Annotated in this window: 17 protein-coding genes; 11 read left to right on the plus strand and 6 right to left on the minus strand. The window is 68.0% G+C overall.

Annotation, left to right across the window (positions count from 1 at the left end; all coding sequences use genetic code 11):
- Positions 1–36 precede the first annotated feature (36 nt).
- Positions 37–3,888 (minus strand): ATP-dependent helicase, encoded by a 3,852-nt coding sequence (locus GLP40_RS07800; protein ID WP_154787329.1) that lies wholly within the window; start codon positions 3,886–3,888, stop codon positions 37–39.
- A gap of 107 nt (positions 3,889–3,995) precedes the next feature.
- Between GLP40_RS07800 and GLP40_RS07805 the strand changes: the two genes are divergently transcribed.
- The 3 genes from GLP40_RS07805 to GLP40_RS07815 are packed head-to-tail and all read left to right on the plus strand — an operon-like array spanning position 3,996 to position 5,892.
- Positions 3,996–4,781 (plus strand): alpha/beta fold hydrolase, encoded by a 786-nt coding sequence (locus tag GLP40_RS07805; RefSeq protein ID WP_154787147.1) that lies wholly within the window; start codon positions 3,996–3,998, stop codon positions 4,779–4,781.
- 14 nt (positions 4,782–4,795) lie between these two features.
- The gene (locus tag GLP40_RS07810; protein WP_154787148.1) at positions 4,796–5,098 is read left to right on the plus strand and encodes an MGMT family protein; all 303 of its coding nucleotides are present in this window, start codon (positions 4,796–4,798) and stop codon (positions 5,096–5,098) included.
- Positions 5,099–5,133: 35 nt separating this feature from the next.
- A complete protein-coding gene (locus GLP40_RS07815; RefSeq protein WP_154787149.1) occupies positions 5,134–5,892 on the plus strand; it encodes a VOC family protein in 759 nt (252 codons plus the stop codon).
- A gap of 126 nt (positions 5,893–6,018) precedes the next feature.
- Here the strand turns inward: GLP40_RS07815 and GLP40_RS07820 are convergent, their stop codons facing one another.
- Together GLP40_RS07820 and GLP40_RS07825 are read right to left on the minus strand one after the other, a co-directional pair.
- Positions 6,019–6,303 carry a WhiB family transcriptional regulator gene (locus GLP40_RS07820; protein ID WP_328289840.1) on the minus strand — a complete coding sequence of 95 codons (285 nt, stop codon included), beginning with the start codon at positions 6,301–6,303 and terminating at the stop codon, positions 6,019–6,021.
- Positions 6,304–6,351: 48 nt separating this feature from the next.
- Positions 6,352–6,834 carry a hypothetical protein gene (locus GLP40_RS07825; RefSeq protein WP_196054571.1) on the minus strand — a complete coding sequence of 161 codons (483 nt, stop codon included), beginning with the start codon at positions 6,832–6,834 and terminating at the stop codon, positions 6,352–6,354.
- Between the two features lie 179 nt (positions 6,835–7,013).
- Between GLP40_RS07825 and GLP40_RS07830 the strand changes: the two genes are divergently transcribed.
- Entirely contained in the window at positions 7,014–7,889 is an 876-nt protein-coding gene (locus GLP40_RS07830) for an alpha/beta fold hydrolase (protein ID WP_154787150.1), read from the plus strand.
- Between the two features lie 87 nt (positions 7,890–7,976).
- Here GLP40_RS07830 and GLP40_RS07835 read toward each other — a convergent pair whose 3' ends face one another.
- Positions 7,977–8,786 carry a helix-turn-helix transcriptional regulator gene (locus GLP40_RS07835; protein WP_328289841.1) on the minus strand — a complete coding sequence of 270 codons (810 nt, stop codon included), beginning with the start codon at positions 8,784–8,786 and terminating at the stop codon, positions 7,977–7,979.
- A gap of 346 nt (positions 8,787–9,132) precedes the next feature.
- Between GLP40_RS07835 and GLP40_RS07840 the strand changes: the two genes are divergently transcribed.
- A complete protein-coding gene (locus GLP40_RS07840; protein WP_328289842.1) occupies positions 9,133–10,881 on the plus strand; it encodes an NTP transferase domain-containing protein in 1,749 nt (582 codons plus the stop codon).
- 46 nt (positions 10,882–10,927) lie between these two features.
- Here the strand turns inward: GLP40_RS07840 and GLP40_RS07845 are convergent, their stop codons facing one another.
- Complete coding sequence (locus GLP40_RS07845; RefSeq protein ID WP_154787151.1) at positions 10,928–11,710, minus strand: helix-turn-helix domain-containing protein; 783 nt, start codon at positions 11,708–11,710, stop codon at positions 10,928–10,930.
- 1,521 nt (positions 11,711–13,231) lie between these two features.
- Between GLP40_RS07845 and GLP40_RS07850 the strand changes: the two genes are divergently transcribed.
- The 6 genes from GLP40_RS07850 (at position 13,232) to GLP40_RS07875 (ending at position 20,905) form a co-directional block, all read left to right on the plus strand.
- A complete protein-coding gene (locus GLP40_RS07850) occupies positions 13,232–16,993 on the plus strand; it encodes a nitrate reductase subunit alpha (RefSeq protein ID WP_154787152.1) in 3,762 nt (1,253 codons plus the stop codon).
- Between the two features lie 71 nt (positions 16,994–17,064).
- Positions 17,065–18,825, plus strand: coding sequence for a nitrate reductase subunit beta (gene narH, locus GLP40_RS07855; protein WP_154787333.1), 1,761 nt, complete (start codon positions 17,065–17,067; stop codon positions 18,823–18,825).
- Positions 18,822–19,520 carry a nitrate reductase molybdenum cofactor assembly chaperone gene (gene narJ, locus GLP40_RS07860; protein WP_154787153.1) on the plus strand — a complete coding sequence of 233 codons (699 nt, stop codon included), beginning with the start codon at positions 18,822–18,824 and terminating at the stop codon, positions 19,518–19,520. The genes narH and narJ overlap by 4 nt, the downstream gene beginning before the upstream one ends.
- Positions 19,517–20,251, plus strand: coding sequence for a respiratory nitrate reductase subunit gamma (narI, locus tag GLP40_RS07865; RefSeq protein WP_154787154.1), 735 nt, complete (start codon positions 19,517–19,519; stop codon positions 20,249–20,251). The genes narJ and narI overlap by 4 nt, the downstream gene beginning before the upstream one ends.
- Positions 20,248–20,655, plus strand: coding sequence for a hypothetical protein (locus GLP40_RS07870; protein WP_230329327.1), 408 nt, complete (start codon positions 20,248–20,250; stop codon positions 20,653–20,655). The genes narI and GLP40_RS07870 overlap by 4 nt, the downstream gene beginning before the upstream one ends.
- 7 nt (positions 20,656–20,662) lie before the next feature.
- Entirely contained in the window at positions 20,663–20,905 is a 243-nt protein-coding gene (locus GLP40_RS07875) for a hypothetical protein (RefSeq protein ID WP_154787155.1), read from the plus strand.
- Here GLP40_RS07875 and GLP40_RS07880 read toward each other — a convergent pair.
- Positions 20,845–21,513 (minus strand): hypothetical protein, encoded by a 669-nt coding sequence (locus GLP40_RS07880; RefSeq protein ID WP_154787156.1) that lies wholly within the window; start codon positions 21,511–21,513, stop codon positions 20,845–20,847. The two genes, GLP40_RS07875 and GLP40_RS07880, sit on opposite strands and share 61 nt — an antisense overlap.
- Positions 21,514–21,517 lie beyond the last annotated feature (4 nt).

Genomic DNA, 21,517 nt, shown 5'->3' on the forward strand with positions numbered 1-21,517 from the left:
CACCACCCCCCACGGAATCGCTGCGCGATGCCGCATTCACTCGTCCGTCACCTGCCGACCGGTGTCCTGCACGGGGCAACTGCCGGCGACCTTGCAGTGGCGGCAGCCGTCATTGCGCATGGCCAGGTAGCTGGGGCCCTTGGAGGCACCGGCGGCCTCGTGAACGATGGTGCGCCAGGTTTCGATTCCGGCGGCGTCCAGCGGCGGCTGCGTGCGTTGGGTCGCGCCCTCCTTCGTGCTGGGCTTGGCCACGTACACCAGGCGCGCGCCGCCGGGCTCGCCCTCGCCCAGCGCCCCCTCGGCGGCGGCGACCTGGTAGGTGGCCAGCTGCGCGTGCTCCGCGGCGGCCTGCTTGGAGATGGGGGTCTTGCCGGTCTTGACGTCCACGATGACGAAGCGGCCCAGGGCGTCTCGCTCCACCCGGTCCACCCGGCCGCTGATCAGCACCGGCTGTTCGCCGGGGCCGCGGGCGGGCAGGAGGCAGTCCACCGGCACCTCGACCCCGATGGCCGTGAGCTCGTCGCGGGTATTGCGCAGCCAGGCCAGAAAGGTGTCGACCATGGTCTCGGTACGGCGCAGTTCCGCTCGGGAGTGCCAGTTCTCGCCGGCGTGGGCGGTGGGGTCGACCTTCTTCCATGCCTTCGCCAGGGCCTGCTTGACCTGGTCCTCGCTGACCTGACCGGCCAGCGCCTGCACCAGGGTGTGCACGAGATTGCCCTTGAGCGCGTGCGGGTTCTCGCCGTCCCCGCCGCCGTGGCGCTCCAGGGCCCAGCGCAGCGGGCAGGTCTCGAGCTGGTCCACCGTGGACGGCGAGAGCGATATGGCTCCATCTTCGCTGTCCCACAACGGATTCGCGGAGGACAGCTCCGCGACGCCGTACCAGTCGTCCGGGTGCGCGCCCCGCACCCCGGCCTGCGCCAGCCGGGCCAGCTGCCTGGCGGCACGCATGCGGCGCTCCGGCGTCGTTTCGGGATCGCATGCGGCGGCGCGTAATTCGGCGATGAGGGCGTGCAGGGCCAGGGCGCGACCGGGATCCACCGGCGGCGGGATCCGGCCGGGCTGACCGTCGGCGGCATCGGCGCCCATCTCGGCCAGGAATCGGGACGGCGCCAGATCCTGGTCCCCCGTGACGGATTCGACCGCCGTCACCAGTAAGGAGCGTCGCGCGCGGCTGCACGCCACCAACAGCAGCCGCCGCTCCTCGGCCAGCAGCGGTGCGACACGGCTCACCCTTTCACCCGAACCGCCCACGCCCGCGAGCACATCGACCAGATCCTCGACGCCCAGCAGCGTGCCGCGCGGCCGCAGATTGGGCCAGATTCCCTCCTGCACGGCCGCCACCGCGACGGTGTCCCACTCCCGCCCGGCGGCCGCATGCGCGCTGCAAATCGTCACCGCCTCCCCCGGATCGGTGACCGGGGCGGTGTCGTGCGGAATCTCCTGCTGCTCCAGGTATTCCACGAAGCCCTCGATGGTGGCGCGCGGCAGCCGATCCACATACGACGCGGCCGCCTCGAACAACGCGACGACCGCGTCCAGATCCCGATCGGCCTGCATCCCGACCGCTCCCCCGCGCTCGGACTGCCCCACCCACCGCCGCTCCAGCGTCGAGGCCGTCCACACCCCCCACATCACATCTTCCAGCCCACCCCCATCGCGCCGTACTTTCCGCGCCCGCCCCAGCGCCTTCAGCACCCGCCGCAATGGCGCGGCCTCCACCGGGGTGAGCTTCTCCAGCACGACCCGATTCCCGACCCCTACCAGCAGATCCCGCAGGATTTCGGCCGACGACCGATCCAGATCAGCGAAACACGCCGCCTCCCCGTCGTATTCGGCGTCCTGTCGGGGCCGGGCCGGGCTGTCGCCGCGCGGCGCCGCCCCGGCAGGAGCCGTCGGCGATCCGATATTCGGTCCGGGCGACTCGGAAGACGGCCCGTCAAACGAATTCGATTCGGCCACAGTGGATTCCATGCTCTCGCCCGACCCGTGCTCCGCGGCGCGATCCGGGTAGCCCAATTCCATGACCGTGCGCCGGATACCGCGGCGCAGCCGCCGCAAGCTGATCTGGTCCGCACCCCCTAGGGGACCGGAGAGCAGGTCCAGCGCTTCGTCCGCGGTGAACGTGATGGGCCGCGGATGCCGGACCGACGTCGGATCACCCGCGGTAACCGCCCGCAGCGCCAGCAGCATCCACGCCGCGCCACGGCGGCGAGCCAACGGCACATCCGCGGGTGGCTGCCGCACCGGAACACCGGCGGCCAGCAGCGCTCGCCGCAGCGGCGCGAAGGACAACGGCACCGACCGCACGATCACCGCCATCCGAGACCACGGCACCCCGGAGGTCAGATGCGCCCGCCGCAGATGGTCGGCAATGAGCGCCGCCTCTTTGGCCGGCGTGGTCAGCACCTGCACCCGCGCCTCGCCAGCGGATTGCGTATCGCCCCAGCTGTTCTCGGACATACCGCGCGCACCGATCCGATCGGCCGAACGCCGTCCCGAATCGCCGACGACCCGGCCGCGCGCCGCGCCGGTGCGTGTGAGCGGGTCACCGTCCGATGCGGTGGGTGCGCCGCCGCTCCCGCTCGCGCCCGTGGAGTCAACGCCCGCGTGGGCCTCGGCGCTCGGACGGCGTACGCCGCCATCGGCGGTGCCGGAGCGCGCCCCATCCGGTGCTACCGCATCGCCGGGGCCGCCACGTTGCGGCCGGGCCGTGGCATCGCGAGATCCGTCACCGACCGTGAGGTCGGCGGCGAGCTCATGGAGGAAGTCGGCCGCGGCCGGGGTGGGGTGGTGGCCGGGGGGTGGGGTGCGGTGCGCCGCGGAGCCCGGGAGGCGGGCGGCTACACGGTCGGCTATTTCCTGGATAGCCGGGCCGGAACGGTGGTTGCGGCGCAGGATGATGCGGCGGTCGGTGGGAGCCCCGGGGTCGGAGGCGAAGCGGGGGTCGGCGCCGCGGAAGGTGTACACGGCCTGGTCGGGGTCGGCGGCTATGACGGTGGTGGCGGCGCCGGAGCCGAGGAGGCGGATGAGTTGGGCGGCATGGGGATCGAGGTGCTGGGCGTCGTCGGCGAGGAGGCAGTGCAGGCGATTGCGTTCGGCCGCAAGGAGTTCCGGGTCGGTGTGGAAGGCGTCGAGGGCGGCGGTGACGAGTTCGGCGGCGTCGAGGGCGGGGGCGCTGGCCTCGGGCACGTCCATGCCGACGGACCAGCGCAACATCATGATCTGTTCGTAGCGTTCGGCGAAGCGGCCGGCGGCGATCCATTCGGGATGGCGGTGGACGCGGCCGAGTTCGATGAGATCCTCGGGGCCCAGGCCTCGTTCGGTGGCCCGCAACATGAGATCCCGCAATTGTTCGGCGAACCCGGCGGTGGGCAGCGCCGGATGCAGCCGTTCGGGCCAGCCGTGCGCCCCGTCGGCGAGGTCGCCGCGCAACAGTTCGCGAATGACGATGTCCTGTTCGGACCCGGTGAGCAGCCGCGGCGGCGGATTGCCGTGCGCCGCCGCGAAAGAGCGCAGCAGTCCGAAGGCGTAGGAGTGGATGGTCCGCACCAGCGGCCCTCGGGTGGCTCCGGGCACCCCGCCCAGGTCCGGGTCGGCCTCGGCGACGCGGGCGGTGATGGCGGTGCGCACGGCGGTGGCGGCGTGCTTGGTGTAGGTGAGCACCAGCACCGATTCCGGCGCGGCCCCGGCCAGGATGCGGGCTGCGGCCACATCTACGAGCAGCGCGGTCTTGCCGGTCCCGGGTCCGCCGAGCACCTGCCACGGCCGCCAGCCGGGGTCGGCACCGAGCTCGTCGAAGAGCGGCCGGAGGTCGGCGTCCCACTCCCGCGAGGAGGTTTCCGTCGACTCGGCTCGGCGCACCAATTGCACCGAGCTATCCGATCGCATCACGTCGGCTATTTCAACAGACCGCCCCGACAGATTTCGTTTGCCATGAGTTGTCCGTGCCGCCGATCACAGTCCGCGAGCCGTTCAGGTCGGGCGCAGGCAGCAGAATGGGCCGCGTGGTGGAGCTTCATACTCATCGTTTCGGTCCCTCGACCGGTCCGGCCGTGCTGGCGTTGCACGGGCTGACGGGCCACGGTCGGCGCTGGCAGGCGCTGGCCTGCGACCATCTCCCCGATGTCCGGGTCATCGCACCGGATCTGCGCGGGCACGGGAGGTCGCCCGGCGTGCCGCCCTGGGATTTCGAAACCCTGGTCGATGATCTCGCGGCGGTGCTGGAGCGCGAGACGAGCGAACCGGTGGTGGTGGTCGGCCATTCGTTCGGCGCGGCCACCGCGGTGCATCTGGCGCATCGCCGGCCGGAGCTGGTGCGCGCGCTGGTGCTGCTGGACCCGGCCATCGGCCTCGAGCCCGAGCGCATGCTGCAGATCGCGAATGCCATGCTGGCGGCGCCGGACTACGCGAGTGTCGAGCAGGCCCGCTCCGACAAGCTGGAAACCTCCTGGGCCGAGGTGGACCCGGCGATCCTGGAGGCCGAGCTGGCCGAGCACCTGGTGCCCACCGCCAACGGCCGCGTCGGCTGGCGCATGACCCTGCCCGCGATCATCGCCTTCTGGGGCGAGATCGCGCGTGAGTTCGTGCTGCCCCCGCGGGAGCTGCCGACCGTCATGGTGCAGGCGATGAAGGTGGACCCGCCGCTGGTGTCGCCCGCTTTCCGCGCGGCGCTCACCGCGCATGTGGGTGAGCACCTCACCCTGCGCGAATTCGATTGCGATCACATGGTGGCCCAGTCCCGGCCCGCCGAGACGGCCGCCCTGATCCGTTCCGTCCTCTGACCGGAAGGCGCGAAATGCCAACTACCGATGCCGAAGTCGAGCGGGTGCGGGAATTGGTGGCGGCCATTCCGCCCGGCCGGGTCGCCACCTACGGCGATATCGCGGCCGCGGCGGGCCTGTCCACCCCGCGCACGGTCGGCTGGATCATGCGCACCGATTCCGCGGACCTGCCGTGGCATCGGGTGCTGCGCGCGAACGGTACGCCCGCACCACATTTGGCGCATCGGCAACTGGCCGAGCTGGCCGCCGAGGGCTGTCCGATCACCGACGGCCGGGTGGAGCTGCGGCGCGCTCGCTTCCGGTTCGCCGAAAGCTGATACCTGCCACCCCGCGCGGCGGTTACCGTGAAGACATGTCCACCCGGCTGGCGTGCGTGGTGTTCGATGCGGTCGAGCCCAGGGCAGCGGCCCGGTTCTGGGCCGAGCTGCTGGGCTGGGAGGTGACGGTGGATCGGCCCGGCAAGGTCGATGTCGCCGCACCGGACCCGGACGGCTCGGACGTGGCGCTCACCTTCCTCCCCGCGCGGCGGCCCAAGACCGCCAAGAACCGTATGCACCTGGATCTGTCCAGCCGCTCGCTGGATCATCAGGGTCTGCAGGTGGACCGGGCGCTGGCCCTGGGCGCCCGGCGGCTGGACATCGGTCAGGGTGCGGTGCCCTGGACGGTGCTGGCCGATCCCGAGGGCAACGAGTTCTGTGTGCTGGAGCCGCGCGAGCAGTACGTGGACACCGGCGCGGTCGCGGCCATCGTGGTGGATACCAGGGACCCGTTGCGGCTGGCCGAGTTCTGGTCCGCGGCCTCCGGCTGGCCGCTCACGCACCGGACGCCGCGCTATGCGGGCATCCGGGCCGCCACCGGGCAGGGCCCGTGGCTGGAGTTCTTGCTGGAGCCGCAGGCGTCCAGTGGGCGCAGCCGCCTGCATCTGGATCTGATCGCCTTTCCCACCGACGATCCCGTCGAGGAGGCGGCCCGGCTGCGGGCCGCGGGCGCGGTCCCGGTCGGCCCCGATGCGACGCCCGCAGGCGGCACATCCCCGGCCGTCGAGCCGGTCCTGGTCCTGGCCGATCCGGAGACCAATGAATTCCGTCTGTTCCGGGAGACTATCGATTGAACGCTGCCGATCCTGTCCGCTTCCCCGCCGGAGGATCCGCAATTCCGTGCTCCGCGCTGAGCCGGATTACCCGGAGCGTCCGATTACCCTCGGGCCGCTACCCTCGGGCCGCGTCGCGGTGACCCCTCAGGCCGCGCCGCGTTCGTAGCGCCGTCGCTCGCGCGGCGAGAGTCCGCCCCAGATGCCGAAGCGCTGGTCGTGGACGAGCGCGTAGTCGAGGCATTCCTTGCGCACCTCACAGGAGGAGCAAATGCGCTTGGCCTCGCGGGTGGAGCCGCCCTTGTCCGGAAAAAAGGCCTCCGGATCGGTTTGTGTGCACAGCGCCTGCTGATGCCAGGATTCGCTCTCGAATCCATCACGGCGGGCCAGGGATTCGAACATCGCGTCGAAATTGGTGAAAAGCAGCTTCACTTTTTCTATCCCTTCAATTCGATTCAGAAAGAAAACGTGCGGTTTGTTTTACGCGCGACCCATGCCGCAGTCACCACTGACCGCAGCGAGCCGGGCCTGCTCACCATTGACGAAGATGCGACGGGCGTGCACGGCGGCCGGAGCGCCCGACCACGGCGCGAGCGCCGTAGTGAACATGAGTTCGCACCAGCTCAATGCCGGAACCTCGCCGATCGCGAGGGTATTCAGCAGAGACAGTTCCTGATCACTGTCATTCCAGGCCGCGAAGAGCCAGGATGCATCCAGCCGGCCAAGGAATTCTTCGGCGTCTTCCGGAAGTCCGAGCGGGGCGTCGACGGCGAGATGCACCACCGCCGAAATCGCGTGGCGCATGCGCGCATCCAGGCCGGACCCATCGTGCAGCAACAGACCTTCGAGCGACTCCCGCAATCCCGCGCCGCGATCGACCCGGAAGTCGTTCCGGCGGGTTGCGGTGGTGACGTCGAACATTAGTTTCCTCCCTTGAAAATGCGCTTGTCCCAAAAGCGCCACGGCCTGATTAAAAATGCCGCGTGATCTTGTTGTCCAGTTTTGGGGCAATCTGGGGCAAACCCCTAGCAGTACTGACACTGACCAGTGTGGGTACCCGTCGGGAACCGCACCACACGGTGCCCGGCACCACACGGGCAAACGACTAGGGCATCGACGCTTCCGCCGTTTAGGGTCTGACCATGCCTTATGCGCGATCAGGTTCAGCCACAGTCCATTTCACATCCAGCCAGATCGACGGCCCGGCCTTGCTGCTCGCCCACGGCTTCTTCATGGACGAGTCGATGTTCGAGCCCCTGCGCGAACCTCTGGCAGCCAGCGGTATCAATCTCGTAACGGTCGATGCGAGGTGCCACGGACGCACCCAGTCACCCGATGGCGAACCGTTCAGCTATTGGGATCTGGCGGCCGACGGATTGGCCGTCCTCGACGAACTCGGAATCGAGAAGGCGGTCGTGGGCGGAATGAGTCAGGGCGGTTATGCGGCTTTGCGCACGGCATTGCTGGCGCCGGAACGGGTGCAGGGATTGGCATTGATCGATACCGAGGCCACGGCCTGCAGTCCGGCCGAATTGGCTTACTACCGCGAATTCTTCGACCGCTGGACCGGTCCGGAGCCGCTGGCCCCGCTGGTCGCCGAATTGGCTCCGCAGCTCATCGGCGGCTCCGATCCGCGGTTGTGGCGCACCTGGACCAGTCGCTGGTACGGCTCCGACCGCCAGGCCATAATGCCGGCCGCCCAGTGTCTGATGGAACGGCGCTCGATCCTGCATCGACTTCCCGAGATCGCCGTGCCGGCGCTGGTGATACGCGGCAGTCAAGACGGCAACAGCACCGCCCAGAAGTCCGAGGCACTGGCCGGCGGTCTGGTCGGCGCGGACGGCGTGGTCACCATTCCGGGCGCAGGGCACGGCGCCGCCTGGACTCATCCGGAAGTGGTTGCGCCGCTGTTGATCCGGCTGGTCGAGCGGTGCACCACCCGGCGGGAGAACAGGCCGGCCCGGACGGTGTCGGCGCCGCGGGCGCGCGGGGGGCGCGAGATCCAGGCCGCGCGGTGACGCTTGCTCGCCACGCGCAGTGACGCCTGCCGCCACGCACCACCCGCTATCCGATGGTTGGAGCCACGCAGGCCGTGCCCACGGCGGTCACGGCCGGCCGGGTTCCCCAGCCTCATGCCAGCTCGGAATGCCGAGGAAGATCTGAATCTGGCTGGGGTAGGCCGCATTGAAGACGCTGAACAACTGGACCGCGATATCGAAGCGGCGACCGCTCTCGCCGTCGCGCAGCCGCATGGTGGCACGGGGGCGGCCGTAGGCCGCGATGCCCTCGTCCCACATTTCGCGGAAAAGTCCGAAACGCCCGAGTTCCGCAAGGAATTCAACTGACCAGGCGGTATCTCCTGAGCTCGCGATCAGACCGCGCAGCCAGTGCACGGTCAACCGGACCTCCTCCTCCCACTCCACCATGACATCCCGGGCGGCCTCGTTGCCCAGATACCAGCGCAGGATATTGATATCGCGTTCCAGCCCGGGGAAAGCACGGGAGTAACTTTCGTTGCAGGCCAGCACATTCCAGCGGGTGTCGACGTAGGCGGCGAGATTGGGCTCGTGCAGCTCCAGGGCGCGGCGCATGTCGTCGGTGATTTCGGCGCGCAGTTGTTCCACGGTGGGAAATTCGCCCACGCCGAGTCCGGCCAGATCGAGCAGATGACGACGCTCGACGGCGGACAGCGGGGCTATTCGGTCCAGATATCGCAGCAGCGCGTCCACCACTTCACGGGTGGGGTGGCCGCGATCACCCTTCTCCAAATGGCTGATGTAGCTGGCGCTCACCCCGGCATTGAAGGCCAGCCTTTCTCGTGATACGCCTCGTGCATCACGCAGCCGGCGCAACAGCAGTCCGAATGTCGGCGGCTTCAGATCGTCGGAGTCCCTATCCGGTTTCACTCCCAGCACCACGCCACTCCCTCTCCGCAAACATTCAGCCAACCAACCTTCATCGCCCTGAGTCCTCCCGGTACCGGACAGTGGGACCCGGTGTGACGCCTGGTGTTGAGCTGTGACGAACGCCGCGTACTCCGCCAGTTCTCAGGTCGGATACTGCCATATGTGATTGTTCCAAAGGTTAAAACAAGACCATTCCTACTATGTGTCGCGCCACATCTCATAACGTAACGAGTATCGGCAATTGCTGAGCAAGCGCAGGTTTCCGGCGTGCCCGGCAAGCTGCGAACAGCCTGCCACTACGATCTTCAACCATGCGCAGTGAACCCAGGACACGCCCCTACCCCGGATCGGGCTCGTGACACCCGTGGACGCCATCGTGCTGGCCGGCGGAAAGGCCAGCCGGATGGGCGGGGTGGACAAACCGGCCATCGTGGTCGGCGGGCGGTCCATGCTGGACGCGGCGCTCGCGGCGGTGGCCGGGTGCGCGCGCATCGTGGTGGTGGGTCCGCATCGGCCCGAGTTGCCGCCGGAAGTCCTTCAGGCGCAGGAAATACCGGCCGGAGCCGGTCCGGTGGCGGCCATCGCCGCGGGCTCGGGCGCTCTGGCCGGGTGCGAATTCCCGGCCGGACTGATCGTGGTACTGGCCGCCGACCTGCCGTTCCTCACCGCGCGGGCCGTGGACGAACTGCTTTCCCATGCAAGGGAATCCGGCAGTGACGCGGTGTTCGCCGCCGATGCCTCGGGCCGCCCGCAGTATCTGGTCGGGGTGTGGCGCCGCGCCGCGCTGGCCGACGCGCTGAAAGGCCTGGACTCCCTGGTGAATCGGCCGATGAAGGCGTTGGTGCCGGTGGACACGGCGATGGTGGCGCTGCCAGGGGTGGACGACTGCGACACCGCCGAGGACGTCCGGCGGGCCCGGACCGGCGCGGCGCGCACCGCCGCGCCGCTGTGGCTGGACGAAGCGCGGGATGTGCTGCGCGGCAGTATCTCCCCGCTGCCGGTGCGCCGGGCGGTGCTGCGCTCGGCGCGCGGTGCGACGCTGGCCGCGCCCCTGCTCGCGGCGGACGCCCTGCCGCGGTTCGACGTCTCGGCCATGGACGGATACGCGGTCAGCGGTGACGGACCCTGGCGGCTGCGCCGCGATATCGGGTTCGCGGGCGGCGAGCGGCCGGTAGGTCTGCTGGACGGCGAGGCGGTGCGGATCGCCACGGGCGCGCACGTGCCCGATGGGACCAGCTCGGTGGTGCGCGACGAGTTCATCCGCATCGGCGATAACGGCACGTTGTACCGACTACCCGACACCCCGGTTCGCGAGGATGTGCGCCGCCGCGGCGAATACTGGCTCCCCGGTGCGGAAGTCGCCGCAGCGGGCATGCCGGTGACAGCGGCGCTGATCTCGGTGGCGGCCAGCGCGGAGGTCGCCGCGGCCGATGTGCGTGGCCCCGTACGGGCGCGAATCGTCATGACCGGCGACGAGATTCGCGGGGACGGTCCACTGCACACCGGCCAGACCCGTGACTCGATCGGTCCCATCCTGCCCGATGTCCTGGCCTGGTACGGCGTGGCCACCGTCGACCGGGTGCACCTGCGCGATACCGCGAATGCCTTCGACCGGGTACTGGCCGCGGCCACTGACTGCGATCTGCTGCTGGTCGTCGGCGCGACCGGTGCGGGCGCGGCCGATCAGCTACGCTCGTCCCTGGACCGCACCGACGCCACGATGCTGCTGCGCCGGCTGCGGCTGCGGCCGGGCGGATCCACCGTGGCCGCGCAATTGTCTTCCGGCACAGTCGTTCTGGGCCTGCCGGGAAATCCGTTCGCGGCGGTCGCCACGCTGCTGACGCTGATCGGCGCGACCGTCGAGGGCATGACCGGCGCGGTTCCGGCCCGTCCGATCATCGGCCCGCTGGTCAATGCCTCCGAACTGACCGCGCCGGTGGCCCGCATCGTCCCGGCCCGGGCGCTCCCGACGGGCGGCTTCGAGGGCGATCTGCGGCTGCGCACGGCCCACCTGGCCGATCTGCTGCACCGGGAGGGCGTGGTGGTCGTCCCGGCCGATGCCGAGGACGGCGCGATGGCCGAATTCATCCCGCTGCGTGGGTGATTCGGTCCAGGACAGCGCCGCGACGACTACCGCATACCACACCGTCTCACACGGGCAATCCAAGAACTGTCAGCAATTGTCCGTGATGGACGCCGCTGTCGAGCCAGCCGGTCTGGGCGACAACCTTACGCCGTGCGCCGGTCACCGGATTGCGCAGATGCAGGGTCCACACATGCGGCGCGAATTCCACGCCGCCCTCGGACCATGCCTGTCGGAATTTCGGGAATTTCCCGAGTTCGCGGATGAGTTCGGTGAATCCGTCGGCATTGCCCGACCGTCCGATCAATCCGCGCATCCAGTGCGCGATCCGGCGGGCATCGGAGTCCCAGTGGACTATGACGCGGGTCGCCAGTTCATTCCCGAAGAACCAGCGCAGCATATTGCCGTCGGCGGTCAGGCCCGGCAAGGCGGCGTCCCAACTGCCATTGCTGGCCAGCAGGTTGGCCCGGGCATCGAGCAGGCCGGCCATATTCGGGCTGTGCAGTTCCAGGGTCCGCTTCATCTCCGGGGTGACGGCGGCGCGCAGCTCCCGTGCGCTGGGAAGCCCGCCTGTGCCCAAGCCCGCCAGATCGCCCAGCTGGCGGCGGTCCTCGGTGGAGAGCGGGTGCAGCCGGTTCAGGTAGCGGGCGAGCGCCTCGACCACTTCACGAGTCGGGTTGCCGCGGTCGCCCTTCTCCAAATGCGCTATGTAACTGGCGCTTACACCCGCATTGAATGCCAGCCTTTCGCGGGAGACACCGCGATTGTCACGCAGGCGGCGGAGCAGGTTTCCGAACGTGGGTGCTTCGAGTTCCTGAAAATCCCGGCCGCATACCGCTCTCGCGCCCACCTGGTGTCCTCCTCACGGAACCCCAGCGGCCCAACTCGCCTCCCCGTGGAGGCACCGCCGAGATCTCCTTCGGGAGGGATACTTACACAGACTTCGATACGAACCGCTCAGCGCGGCGAATCCAATCAGTATCACCGGATGCTCCTATCGGTATGAGTTCCGGTGTGTCCGTGGCTGGCGGCGTGGAGGGGTGCTCTCCAAACTACTCTCATGCACCCAATGCCAGGGCCGGTTGTCGTCGCGGCCCGCGGGCCGGATCGGGGCGGGCACTGAGTCGAGCAGGCGACGGGTGCAATCCTAGCGCTTGGTGCTGAAAAGCTCTCGTACGGTCGGGTTTCGACGATTTCATTTGCCCGCGTAGCCAATGCCCGGTCGGCGATCGCGGCGGTGGGCGTGTCTTCCTGGAGCGTTTGTTTGCCTCGATGCGCGACGTTCCTGGGATCTTCGCGAGCGCCGAGGGGTCTTGCGGTATTCCGGGTTCTCCGGTCGGATGCCTACCTGCTTGGGGTCGTTGGGCTGTCGGAAGAGGCTCGGCGAGCGCTGGATTCGGAAACCGGGGTGATTGCGGAGTAGCGAGGTCAAGAAGGAGAGACAAAGGACCAAAGACAAAAGACGCCAGGAGGAGGGAGGGGGCGGGTTCGGGAGGCCGAAGCTCGCCTACCAGCCCACACGCCTTTGAAGCCGTGAGCCGGGGTCGCTGCCGGGGGTGATTCTCATATCCCGATGCTGGGGTGGCTGTACGAAGGCGGCTGACTCTCGGAGAGAACACTGACCGGCAGCCGGCTCCCCGGCAGAGCACTCACCGACAGCCGGGTCGCGGACAGAACACTCACCGACAGCAGGGTCCCGGCAGAGCGCTCGCCGACAGCCAGCTCCCGAACAGAACTGCGATCGGCGGCGGGTCCCGGCCTGGGCGGACGGGGTGGTGCCGGTGGCGGTCGGCGGTGGTACAGCGGTGGATTTCAACAGGGACCAAGCAAGGGCGGGGGATTCGGGCCCGCTCCTACGGCATAAGGGGGCAGCTGGGACCCGCAGGCACCCATCCCACCCATGCCGCCCACGCAGGCGCAGTTCCCGCACTCATTCGATCCGCAGTACGCCCCAACCGATATGGCGCGTGCGGCGATGACGTTCGCGGGGACGCGGATGTGGGCGCCGCCGTTGGCGGCTTCGATGACGCCGTCGAACCGCTGCATGCGTGCATGCCCCATAGCGATCGTTCAGCAATCCGAAGGTGTGTTAACAAATATTAAGTAACCGAGAACCGACCGTTTCCGAAGCTTCACCGTCTTGCTCCGAAACACCCTTCCGGGAACATGTTTCACCGCTCAGTAAGGAGTTTTCCCAGGTCGCGTCCGGAAGGTGTGACCTCGGCCGCTACCCCGCAGTGACCGGAACATTGCGGCGATCTCACAGCTCACAATCTCGTCCCGAGCACTGTGAGCAAATCGTTTTGATGCCTCCCCCCGGCGTCCCTACAGTCGAGCCAGCAGCCCGGTTATCCAGCTCGAAGGGGGCGTCATGGCTATTTCGCAGAACGGACACTCGTCCGCCGATGCGCTGCTTCGACTGGGGAAGTACTTCAATCGCGGCGAGGTGTCCGGGGACCTGCGTACCCTGCACAAGGTGGGCGGGCGCGAGGCCGATGAGTTCTACCGGGAGCGCTGGTCGCACGACAAGGTGGTGCGCTCCACCCACGGTGTGAACTGCACCGGCTCGTGCTCGTGGAAGATCTACGTCTCCGACGGTGTGATCACCTGGGAGTCCCAGCAGACCGACTACCCGTCCGTGGGCGCGGACAAGCCCGAGTACGAACCGCGCGGCTGCCCGCGTGGCGCGTCGTTCTCCTGGTATACCTACTCCCCCGCGCGCATCCGCTACCCGTACGTGCGCGGCACGCTGCTGGAGCTGTACCGCGAGGCCAAGACCCGGCTCAAGGATCCGGTGCTGGCGTGGGAATCCATCGTCGAGGACGCGGACAAGGCCACCGCGTACAAGTCCGCGCGCGGCAAGGGTGGGTTCGTGCGCGCCGAATGGTGGGAAGCCGCCGAAATCGCCGCCGCCGCACACGTTTACACGATCAAGCGCTATGGGCCGGACCGTGTCGCGGGATTCTCGCCGATTCCTGCGATGTCGATGGTCTCCCATGCCGTCGGCGCCCGATTCATCTCGTTGATCGGCGGGTCGATGCTCTCGTTCTACGACTGGTACGCCGACCTGCCGGTGGCCTCGCCGCAGGTGTTCGGCGACCAGACCGACGTGCCCGAGTCCGCGGACTGGTTCGACGCCGGGTATCTGATCATGTGGGGTTCCAACGTCCCGGTCACCCGCACCCCGGACGCCCACTACATGACCGAGGCCCGCTACCGCGGCCAGAAGGTCGTGGTCGTCTCCCCCGACTACGCCGACAACACCAAGTTCGCCGACGAATGGGTGCCCGCACGCCCGGGCACCGATGCCGCCCTGGCCATGGCGATGGGCCACGTAGTGCTGCGAGAGTTCTTCGTGGACAAGCAGACTCCGTACTTCACCGACTACGTCAAGCGCTACACCGACCTGCCGTATCTGGTCGTGCTGGACGAGCACGAGGGCGGCTGGTCCACCGAGGGAGACTACAGCGGCCGCACCTTCACCCCCGGTAAGTTCCTCACCGCCGCCGACCTCGGCCACACCGGCGAGGGCGTAGAGCACCAGACGGTGCTGCTGGACGCGGACGGCGTTCCGCGGGTGCCCAATGGGTCCCTCGGTCACCGCTTCACCGAGGCGGGCAAGGGACGCTGGAACCTGGATCTGGGGGACACCGATCCCCTGCTGACTCTGCACGAGCGCACCGATGATGTTGCGGCCGTGCAGTTCCCCCGCTTCGACGGCGGCGGGCGCGATGGCGCCACAGCGGATGTCCTCACCCGCGGCGTGCCGACCACCGTGGTGGCGGGGCGACGGGTGACGACGGTGTTCGACCTGCTGCTGGCGCAGTACGGCGTGGCCCGGTCCGGGCTGCCCGGCGACTGGCCGACCGGCTACGACGATGCGACCCGGCCATACACGCCCGCCTGGCAGGAATCGATCACCGGCGTCCCCGCCCACCAGGCCGAACGCCTCGGCCGCGAATTCGCCGACAACGCCGAACGATCCAGGGGCCGGTCCATGATCCTCATGGGCGCGGGCACCAACCACTGGTTCCACTCCGACCAGATCTACCGCTCCTTCTTCACCCTCACCCTGCTCACCGGCTGCCAGGGCGTCAACGGCGGCGGCTGGGCGCATTACGTCGGCCAGGAGAAGTGCCGTCCCGTGACCGGCTGGGCCACATTGGCTTTCGCCTCGGACTGGCAACGCCCGCCGCGCCAGATGCAGGGCACCGTGTTCTGGTACCTGGCCAACGACCAGTGGCGCTACGACCCGTTCACCAGCGAGTCGTTCGCCTCCCCCCTGAGCAAGGGGGCGTTCGCCGGGCGCACGGCGGCCGACAACATCGCGCTCGCCTCGCGTCTGGGCTGGATGCCCTCCTACCCGACGCTCAACCGCAACCCCCTCGACCTCGTCGACGAGGCGGAGACCGCGGGCAAGACCCCGGCGGATTACGTTGTGGACGGCCTGAAGTCGGGCCGGCTGCGCTTCGCCTGCGAGGACCCCGACGCGCCCGAGAACTTCCCGCGCGTACTCACCGTTTGGCGCGCCAACCTGCTCGGCTCCTCCGGCAAGGGCAACGAGTACTTCCACAAGCATCTGCTCGGCGCGGACTCCAACCTGCAGACCACCGAGACCACCGGCGTACGCCCGCAAGAACTGCAATGGCGCGAGCAGGCCGCCACCGGCAAGGTGGACCTGCTGATGTCGCTGGACTTCCGCATGACCTCCACGACCCTGTTCTCCGACATCGTCTTCCCCGCCGCCACCTGGTACGAGAAGCACGACCTGTCCTCCACCGACATGCACCCCTTCGTGCACGCCTTCTCCCCGGCCATCTCCCCACCCTGGGAGGCCAAGACCGACTTCGAGGCGTTCCACCGCATCGCCCGCGGGTTCTCCTGGCTGGCGGAGAAGCACCTGGGCGTGCGCCAGGACCTGGTCGCGGTGCCCCTGCAGCACGACACCGCCGACGCGCTGGCGCAGGCCGGCGGGCGGGTACTGGACTGGAAGCACGGCGAATGCGAGCCCGTACCGGGTGTCACCATGCCGAAACTCGTTGTCGTCGAACGCGACTACCCGAAGGTCGCGGAGAAGATGGCCGCGCTCGGACCGCTGGTCGAGACACTGGGACTCACCACCAAGGGTGTCACCACACTGCCCGATGTCGAGGTAGATTACCTGCGCGGCGTCAACGGCACTGTGGTTTCCGGTGTCGCGCAAGGCCGTCCGTCCTTGGCCAAGGACATCCACGCGGCCGAGGCGATCCTGGCACTGTCCGGTACCACCAACGGCCGGCTCGCGGTGGAAGGGTTCCATGCGCTGGAACGGCGCACCGGAACCGAGCTGGCCGACCTGGCCGCCGAACACGAGGGAAAGCGAATCACCTTCGCCGACACGCAGGCCCGGCCCGTTCCGGTGATCACCTCACCGGAATGGTCCGGGAGCGAGACGGGCGGGCGCCGCTATTCGCCGTTCACCATCAATGTGGAGCGCTCCAAGCCCTGGCACACCCTGACCGGACGGCAGCACTTCTACCTCGACCATGACTGGATGATCGAACTCGGTGAGCAGCTGCCCATCTACCGGCCGCCGCTGGACATGACAGCGCTGTTCTCCGAGCCGGGCATCGGCGACGTGTCCGACCACGGGGTGACCGTGCGGTACCTGACCCCGCACTCGAAATGGTCGATCCACTCCGCCTACCAGGACAACCTGCACATGCTCACGCTCTCACGCGGCGGGCAGGCGATCTGGATGTCGGAGAAGGACGCCGCGAAAATCGGTGTGGCCGATAATGATTGGATCGAGGCCATCAACCGCAACGGCGTCGTCGTGGCGCGCGCGATCGTCTCGCACCGCATGCCCGAGGGCACGGTCTTCATGTACCACGCCCAGGACCGCACGGTGAACGTGCCCCGCGTCGAAGGCACCGCGAAGGTCAACGGGGCCGCGACGGATGGCTCCGACTTCGTCGGCAAGGGCAAACGCGGCGGCATCCACAACGCCCTGACCCGGATCATGATCAAGCCCTCGCATCTCATCGGCGGTTACGCGCAACAGTCGTTCGCGCTGAACTACCACGGCCCCACCGGAAATCAGCGCGACGAGGTCACCACGATCCGCAAACGCGACCAAGAGGTGGAGTACTGACATGACTCCGACGAGGCCACCACACGGCATCCGATTGCGCTCGCAGGAAGTGGAGTACTGATATGCGCGTCATGGCGCAACTGGCCATGGTCATGAACCTGGACAAGTGCATCGGCTGCCACACCTGCAGCGTCACCTGCAAGCAGGCCTGGACCAACCGCTCCGGAACCGAATACGTGTGGTTCAACAATGTGGAAACCCGTCCGGGACAAGGGTATCCGCGCCGCTACGAGGACCAGCAGAAGTGGAAGGGCGGCTGGACCCTCGACAAGAGGGGCCGCCTGACCCTGAAGTCCGGGTCGCGAATGAAGCGGCTGCTCAATATCTTCGCCAACCCGGACCTGCCCACGGTCAGCGATTACTACGACCCGTGGAGCTACGACTACGACAACCTGCTGTCCGCGCCGCAGATGGACACCACGCCGGTGGCGCGGCCGAAGTCGCTGATCACCGGTGAGGACACCAAGGTCACCTGGGGCGCGAACTGGGACGACTCGCTGGGGTCGGGACCCGAGCAGGTGGGCAAGGACCCGTTGCTGGCCAAGCTCTCCGAGCAGGTCAAGCTCGAGTTCGAGCAGACGTTCATGTTCTACCTGCCGCGCATCTGCGAGCACTGCCTCAACCCCTCATGCGCGGCCTCCTGCCCGTCGGGTGCGATCTACAAACGCGCCGAGGACGGCATCGTCCTCGTCGACCAGGACACATGCCGCGGCTGGCGGCAATGCGTCACCGGCTGCCCCTACAAGAAGATCTACTTCAACCACAAAACCGGCAAAGCAGAAAAATGCACCTTCTGCTACCCACGCGTGGAAGTCGGCATCCCCACCGTCTGCTCGGAAACCTGCGTCGGACGCCTGCGCTACATCGGCGTCATGCTCTACGACGCCGACAAGGTCCTCGAAGCCGCGTCGGTCGAGAACGACCAGGACCTCTACCCCTCGCAACTGGGCGTGTTCCTCAACCCCCACGACCCCCGCGTCATCGCCGAAGCCGAACGCGCCGGCATCTCACCGGAATGGATTGCCGCCGCGCAGGATTCACCGGTCTACAAACTGATCGTCGACTACCAGATCGCCCTGCCACTGCACCCGGAATACCGCACCATGCCCATGGTCTGGTACGTGCCGCCCCTGTCCCCGGTCGTCGACACCCTCACCCAGACCGGCCACGACGGGGAGAACCACAACAACCTCTTCGGGGCCATCGATGCCCTGCGAATCCCATTGGAGTACTTGGCCGAACTGTTCACCGCCGGTGAAATCGGCCCGGTCCGAGCTTCGTTGCAGCGTCTCGCCGGGATGCGATCGTTCATGCGCTCGATCAACCTCGGCCAGGAACCCAACCTGACCATCCCCGACGCGGTCGGACTCGAGCCCGAGGAAATCGAAGCCATGTACCGGCTGCTCGCCATCGCCAAATACGAGCACCGCTACGTGATCCCCTCCGGCGCGACTTCCCGTGCCCACGAGCTGGATTCGCTGGCCACCGGCTGCTCGCTCGACACCGACGGCGGGCCCGGCATGACGGCCTTCGACTACATGGCCGACAAATTCCACCTCACCGACACCAACGGCGCCACCCCCGACCAGAAAACCAACCGCATCAACCTGTTGAACTGGGACGGCAAGAGCACGAAAGGCTTGGTGCCCAACGGAAGCGGTGCCAATGGCTCCGGTGCCGATGGCCATGGCGGAAACGGGGCGAACGGCAGCGGCGCCGGCGCACCCATCGCCACGTCCGGGAACGGCGATGGCCACCATGGTTCCGGCATCGACGGCGTCAGCAATGGCGCTGCCGCCGCCGAGCCGGAACCCACCGGAGCCACACGATGAGCCTGCTGAAACTGCGGCGGCGGCCCGAACCCGCCGTCGCCATGAGTGAACGCGATCGCCGATTGGTGTGGCGGCTGAGCGCGCTGCTGCTCGACTATCCGAGCGCGCAGACCCTTGCCATGCTCGATGAACTCGACTCCGCCACAGCGGAATTGCCGGATTCGGTGCGTCCGCTGCTGGCCGGGTTCCTGGCCCACCTGCGTACCGCCGATCCGATCGCGCTGGCCCAGGACTATGTCGAGACCTTCGATATGCGCCGCCGCGCCAGCCTGCACCTGACCTTCTACGCCTACGGCGACACCCGCAAGCGCGGGATGGCGCTGCTGCGCTTCAAGCACGCCTACCGGCACGCCGGAGTCGAACTCGGCGACCAGGAACTACCCGACCACCTGCCCGTCCTGCTCGAATTCGCCGCCACCGTCGATCCCGTCGGCGGCGAACGACTGCTGGGCGAACACGTCCCGGTGCTGGAACTGCTGCGACTCTCACTGTCCGACAGCGAATCTCCCTACTCCGGGGTGCTGGCGTCGGTGGTGGCGACCCTGCCACCGGTCACCACCGCCGACCGCCGGCGCATCGCCGAACTCGCCGCCCAGGGCCCGCCAGAAGAGGCTGTAGGCATCGGCGGCACCGCCGGTCTCGATCCCTTCGCCATGGACCCGCTCGCCTTCACCGGATCGGAGGCCCGCCGATGAGCTCCACGCTCTGGCTGATGGTGCCCTACATCGCATTCACATCCTTCGTACTCGGGCACCTGTGGCGCTACCGCACCGACCAATTCGGCTGGACCACACGGTCTTCACAGATCTACGAGTCCCGGCTGCTGCGCCTGGGCAGCCCACTGTTCCACTTCGGCATGCTCGGCGTGATCGGCGGGCACGTGCTCGGCGTACTCATCCCACAGTCGTGGACCGACGCCATCGGCATCTCCGAGCACCTGTACCACGTGGTCGCCGTGTCCGCGGGATCGGTTGCGGGCCTGGCGGTCATCGCCGGAATCACCATCCTCCTCTACCGCCGCCTCACCGTCTCCGCCGTCCGCCAGGCCACCACCACCAACGACAAGGCCATGTACATCCTGCTCGCCGCCGCCCTGATCACCGGCCTGCTCAACACCGTCGGCAGCAACCTGCTCTGGGGCACCTACAACTACCGCGAAACCGTCTCCCCGTGGTTCCGCAGCCTCTTCACCCTCCACCCCCACCCCGACCTTATGGTCGGCACCCCCTGGACCTTCCAAGCCCACGGCCTGATCGTGCTGTCACTCATCGCCTTCTGGCCCTACACCCGCCTGGTCCACATGTTCTCCGCCCCCATCGGCTACCTCGTACGCCCCTACGTCGTCTACCGCGCCAAGCCGAACAAGTCCGCGGACAAGACCCGCTACGCTCGCGCCTGGGAAACCCCCGCCATCCCGCGTCGTTGAACGTGCCTCGCTTTATCGATGGCGCCCGTTCCGGGCCGGTGCTATCGTTCGGCGCGGCCGAGCCGAACCGGTTGGGCGTTGAATTATTTTCGGGGGAAACCATGTTCAATTGGTATGTCGGGCTGCTCGCACTCAGTGGCGTGATCATGCTGGCGCTGGCGGCGCTGCGACAGGGACAGAGCAATACGTCGCGAACCGTCAACGGCATTTTCGGCGCCGTCTACCTCGGGTACGCCTTCTATCTCGCTTTCCTTTTCGACGGCGGCTCCTACCTGATCTTCTTTCAGGCGTTCATCCTGCCGGTGGTGATGGTGGTGAACTTCTTCCGCAATCGCACCCCACAGCCGAAGCTGACCGAAACGCAGAAGGCCTGGCGCGAATATCAGCGCTCCGCCGGGCGATAATAGCGCGATGTTCTCGAAAAAGACGGAGCCCGAGCGGGTTACGCCGCCGTCCACGCCCTGCCCCGACTGCGGAGAGCGGCGGGTGCGGGTGAGCGGATGTATGGATATGTACCTGGTGCAGCGCAATGGCGGGCGGGCCCTCTCGGACCTGACCGCCCTGCTGTGTCTGGGGTGCGGGCGGGTGTTCTTCTATGCCGATCGGCTCGACAAGGTGCGGGCGGCGATGAAGTCGACCACGTCCTGGGGGTAGGGCGCGGACTGTTCCCTCGCGGCGCACAAGAGGTGGTCGAGGGCGTCGTCGAGGCGGGCGCTCGGGCCGTGATCGGCGAGCAGAACGGCGATGACCTCCCGGACGCCGGCCGTCGGATTCGGTTGGGCCAGTAGCTCTTCGAGATAACTGTCCGGTTCGAGCAGGCGGAGGGCGCGGCGGGCATGAGCGTGCACACGGCGCGGCAGTTCCTCTCGGACGACGTCGATATCGCCGGGCAGGAGGTGACCCGGCTGATCCGGGTCCAGGCGCACCGACCACAGCCGGTCCGGATCCTCCGGCAGGCCCTCGTCGGGGAGCAGACCGGGTCCGGCGGCCGTCTCGATCGCGACGGGTGGCAGACCCAGCCGCTCGTTTCGCCAGTTGCGGAATTCCCACCACACGGTCGGCGTCGCCCAGGCGCCCAGGCCGAAGCGCAGCACCTGCTGCCCGCCGGTGAAACTGCGGAATGTCCGCGTCCGCGCCACCGTGGCCACACCGCCCGGCATGACCCGCACCCAGGTGGGCTCGGCACCTTCGAACCCGTACGGCTGCAGCAATTTCCCCGTATCACGCATCAGGCGGCGCAGCGCCGACTCCGGTTTGACCATCCCC

Source organism: Nocardia aurantiaca (assembly GCF_009708175.1).
GTDB classification, from domain to species: Bacteria; Actinomycetota; Actinomycetes; order Mycobacteriales; family Mycobacteriaceae; genus Nocardia; species Nocardia aurantiaca.

What these genes read in the sequence shown, in the direction of transcription:
- GLP40_RS07800 (WP_154787329.1), bottom strand. Translation starts at nt 3,888, where the DNA reads ATGCGATCGGATAGCTCGGTGCAATTGGTGCGCCGAGCCGAGTCGACG.
- GLP40_RS07805 (WP_154787147.1), top strand. Translation starts at nt 3,996, where the DNA reads ATGGGCCGCGTGGTGGAGCTTCATACTCATCGTTTCGGTCCCTCGACC.
- GLP40_RS07810 (WP_154787148.1), top strand. Translation starts at nt 4,796, where the DNA reads ATGCCAACTACCGATGCCGAAGTCGAGCGGGTGCGGGAATTGGTGGCG.
- GLP40_RS07815 (WP_154787149.1), top strand. Translation starts at nt 5,134, where the DNA reads ATGTCCACCCGGCTGGCGTGCGTGGTGTTCGATGCGGTCGAGCCCAGG.
- GLP40_RS07830 (WP_154787150.1), top strand. Translation starts at nt 7,014, where the DNA reads ATGCCTTATGCGCGATCAGGTTCAGCCACAGTCCATTTCACATCCAGC.
- GLP40_RS07850 (WP_154787152.1), top strand. Translation starts at nt 13,232, where the DNA reads ATGGCTATTTCGCAGAACGGACACTCGTCCGCCGATGCGCTGCTTCGA.
- narH (WP_154787333.1), top strand. Translation starts at nt 17,065, where the DNA reads ATGGCGCAACTGGCCATGGTCATGAACCTGGACAAGTGCATCGGCTGC.
- narJ (WP_154787153.1), top strand. Translation starts at nt 18,822, where the DNA reads ATGAGCCTGCTGAAACTGCGGCGGCGGCCCGAACCCGCCGTCGCCATG.
- narI (WP_154787154.1), top strand. Translation starts at nt 19,517, where the DNA reads ATGAGCTCCACGCTCTGGCTGATGGTGCCCTACATCGCATTCACATCC.
- GLP40_RS07875 (WP_154787155.1), top strand. Translation starts at nt 20,663, where the DNA reads ATGTTCTCGAAAAAGACGGAGCCCGAGCGGGTTACGCCGCCGTCCACG.
- GLP40_RS07880 (WP_154787156.1), bottom strand. Translation starts at nt 21,513, where the DNA reads ATGGTCAAACCGGAGTCGGCGCTGCGCCGCCTGATGCGTGATACGGGG.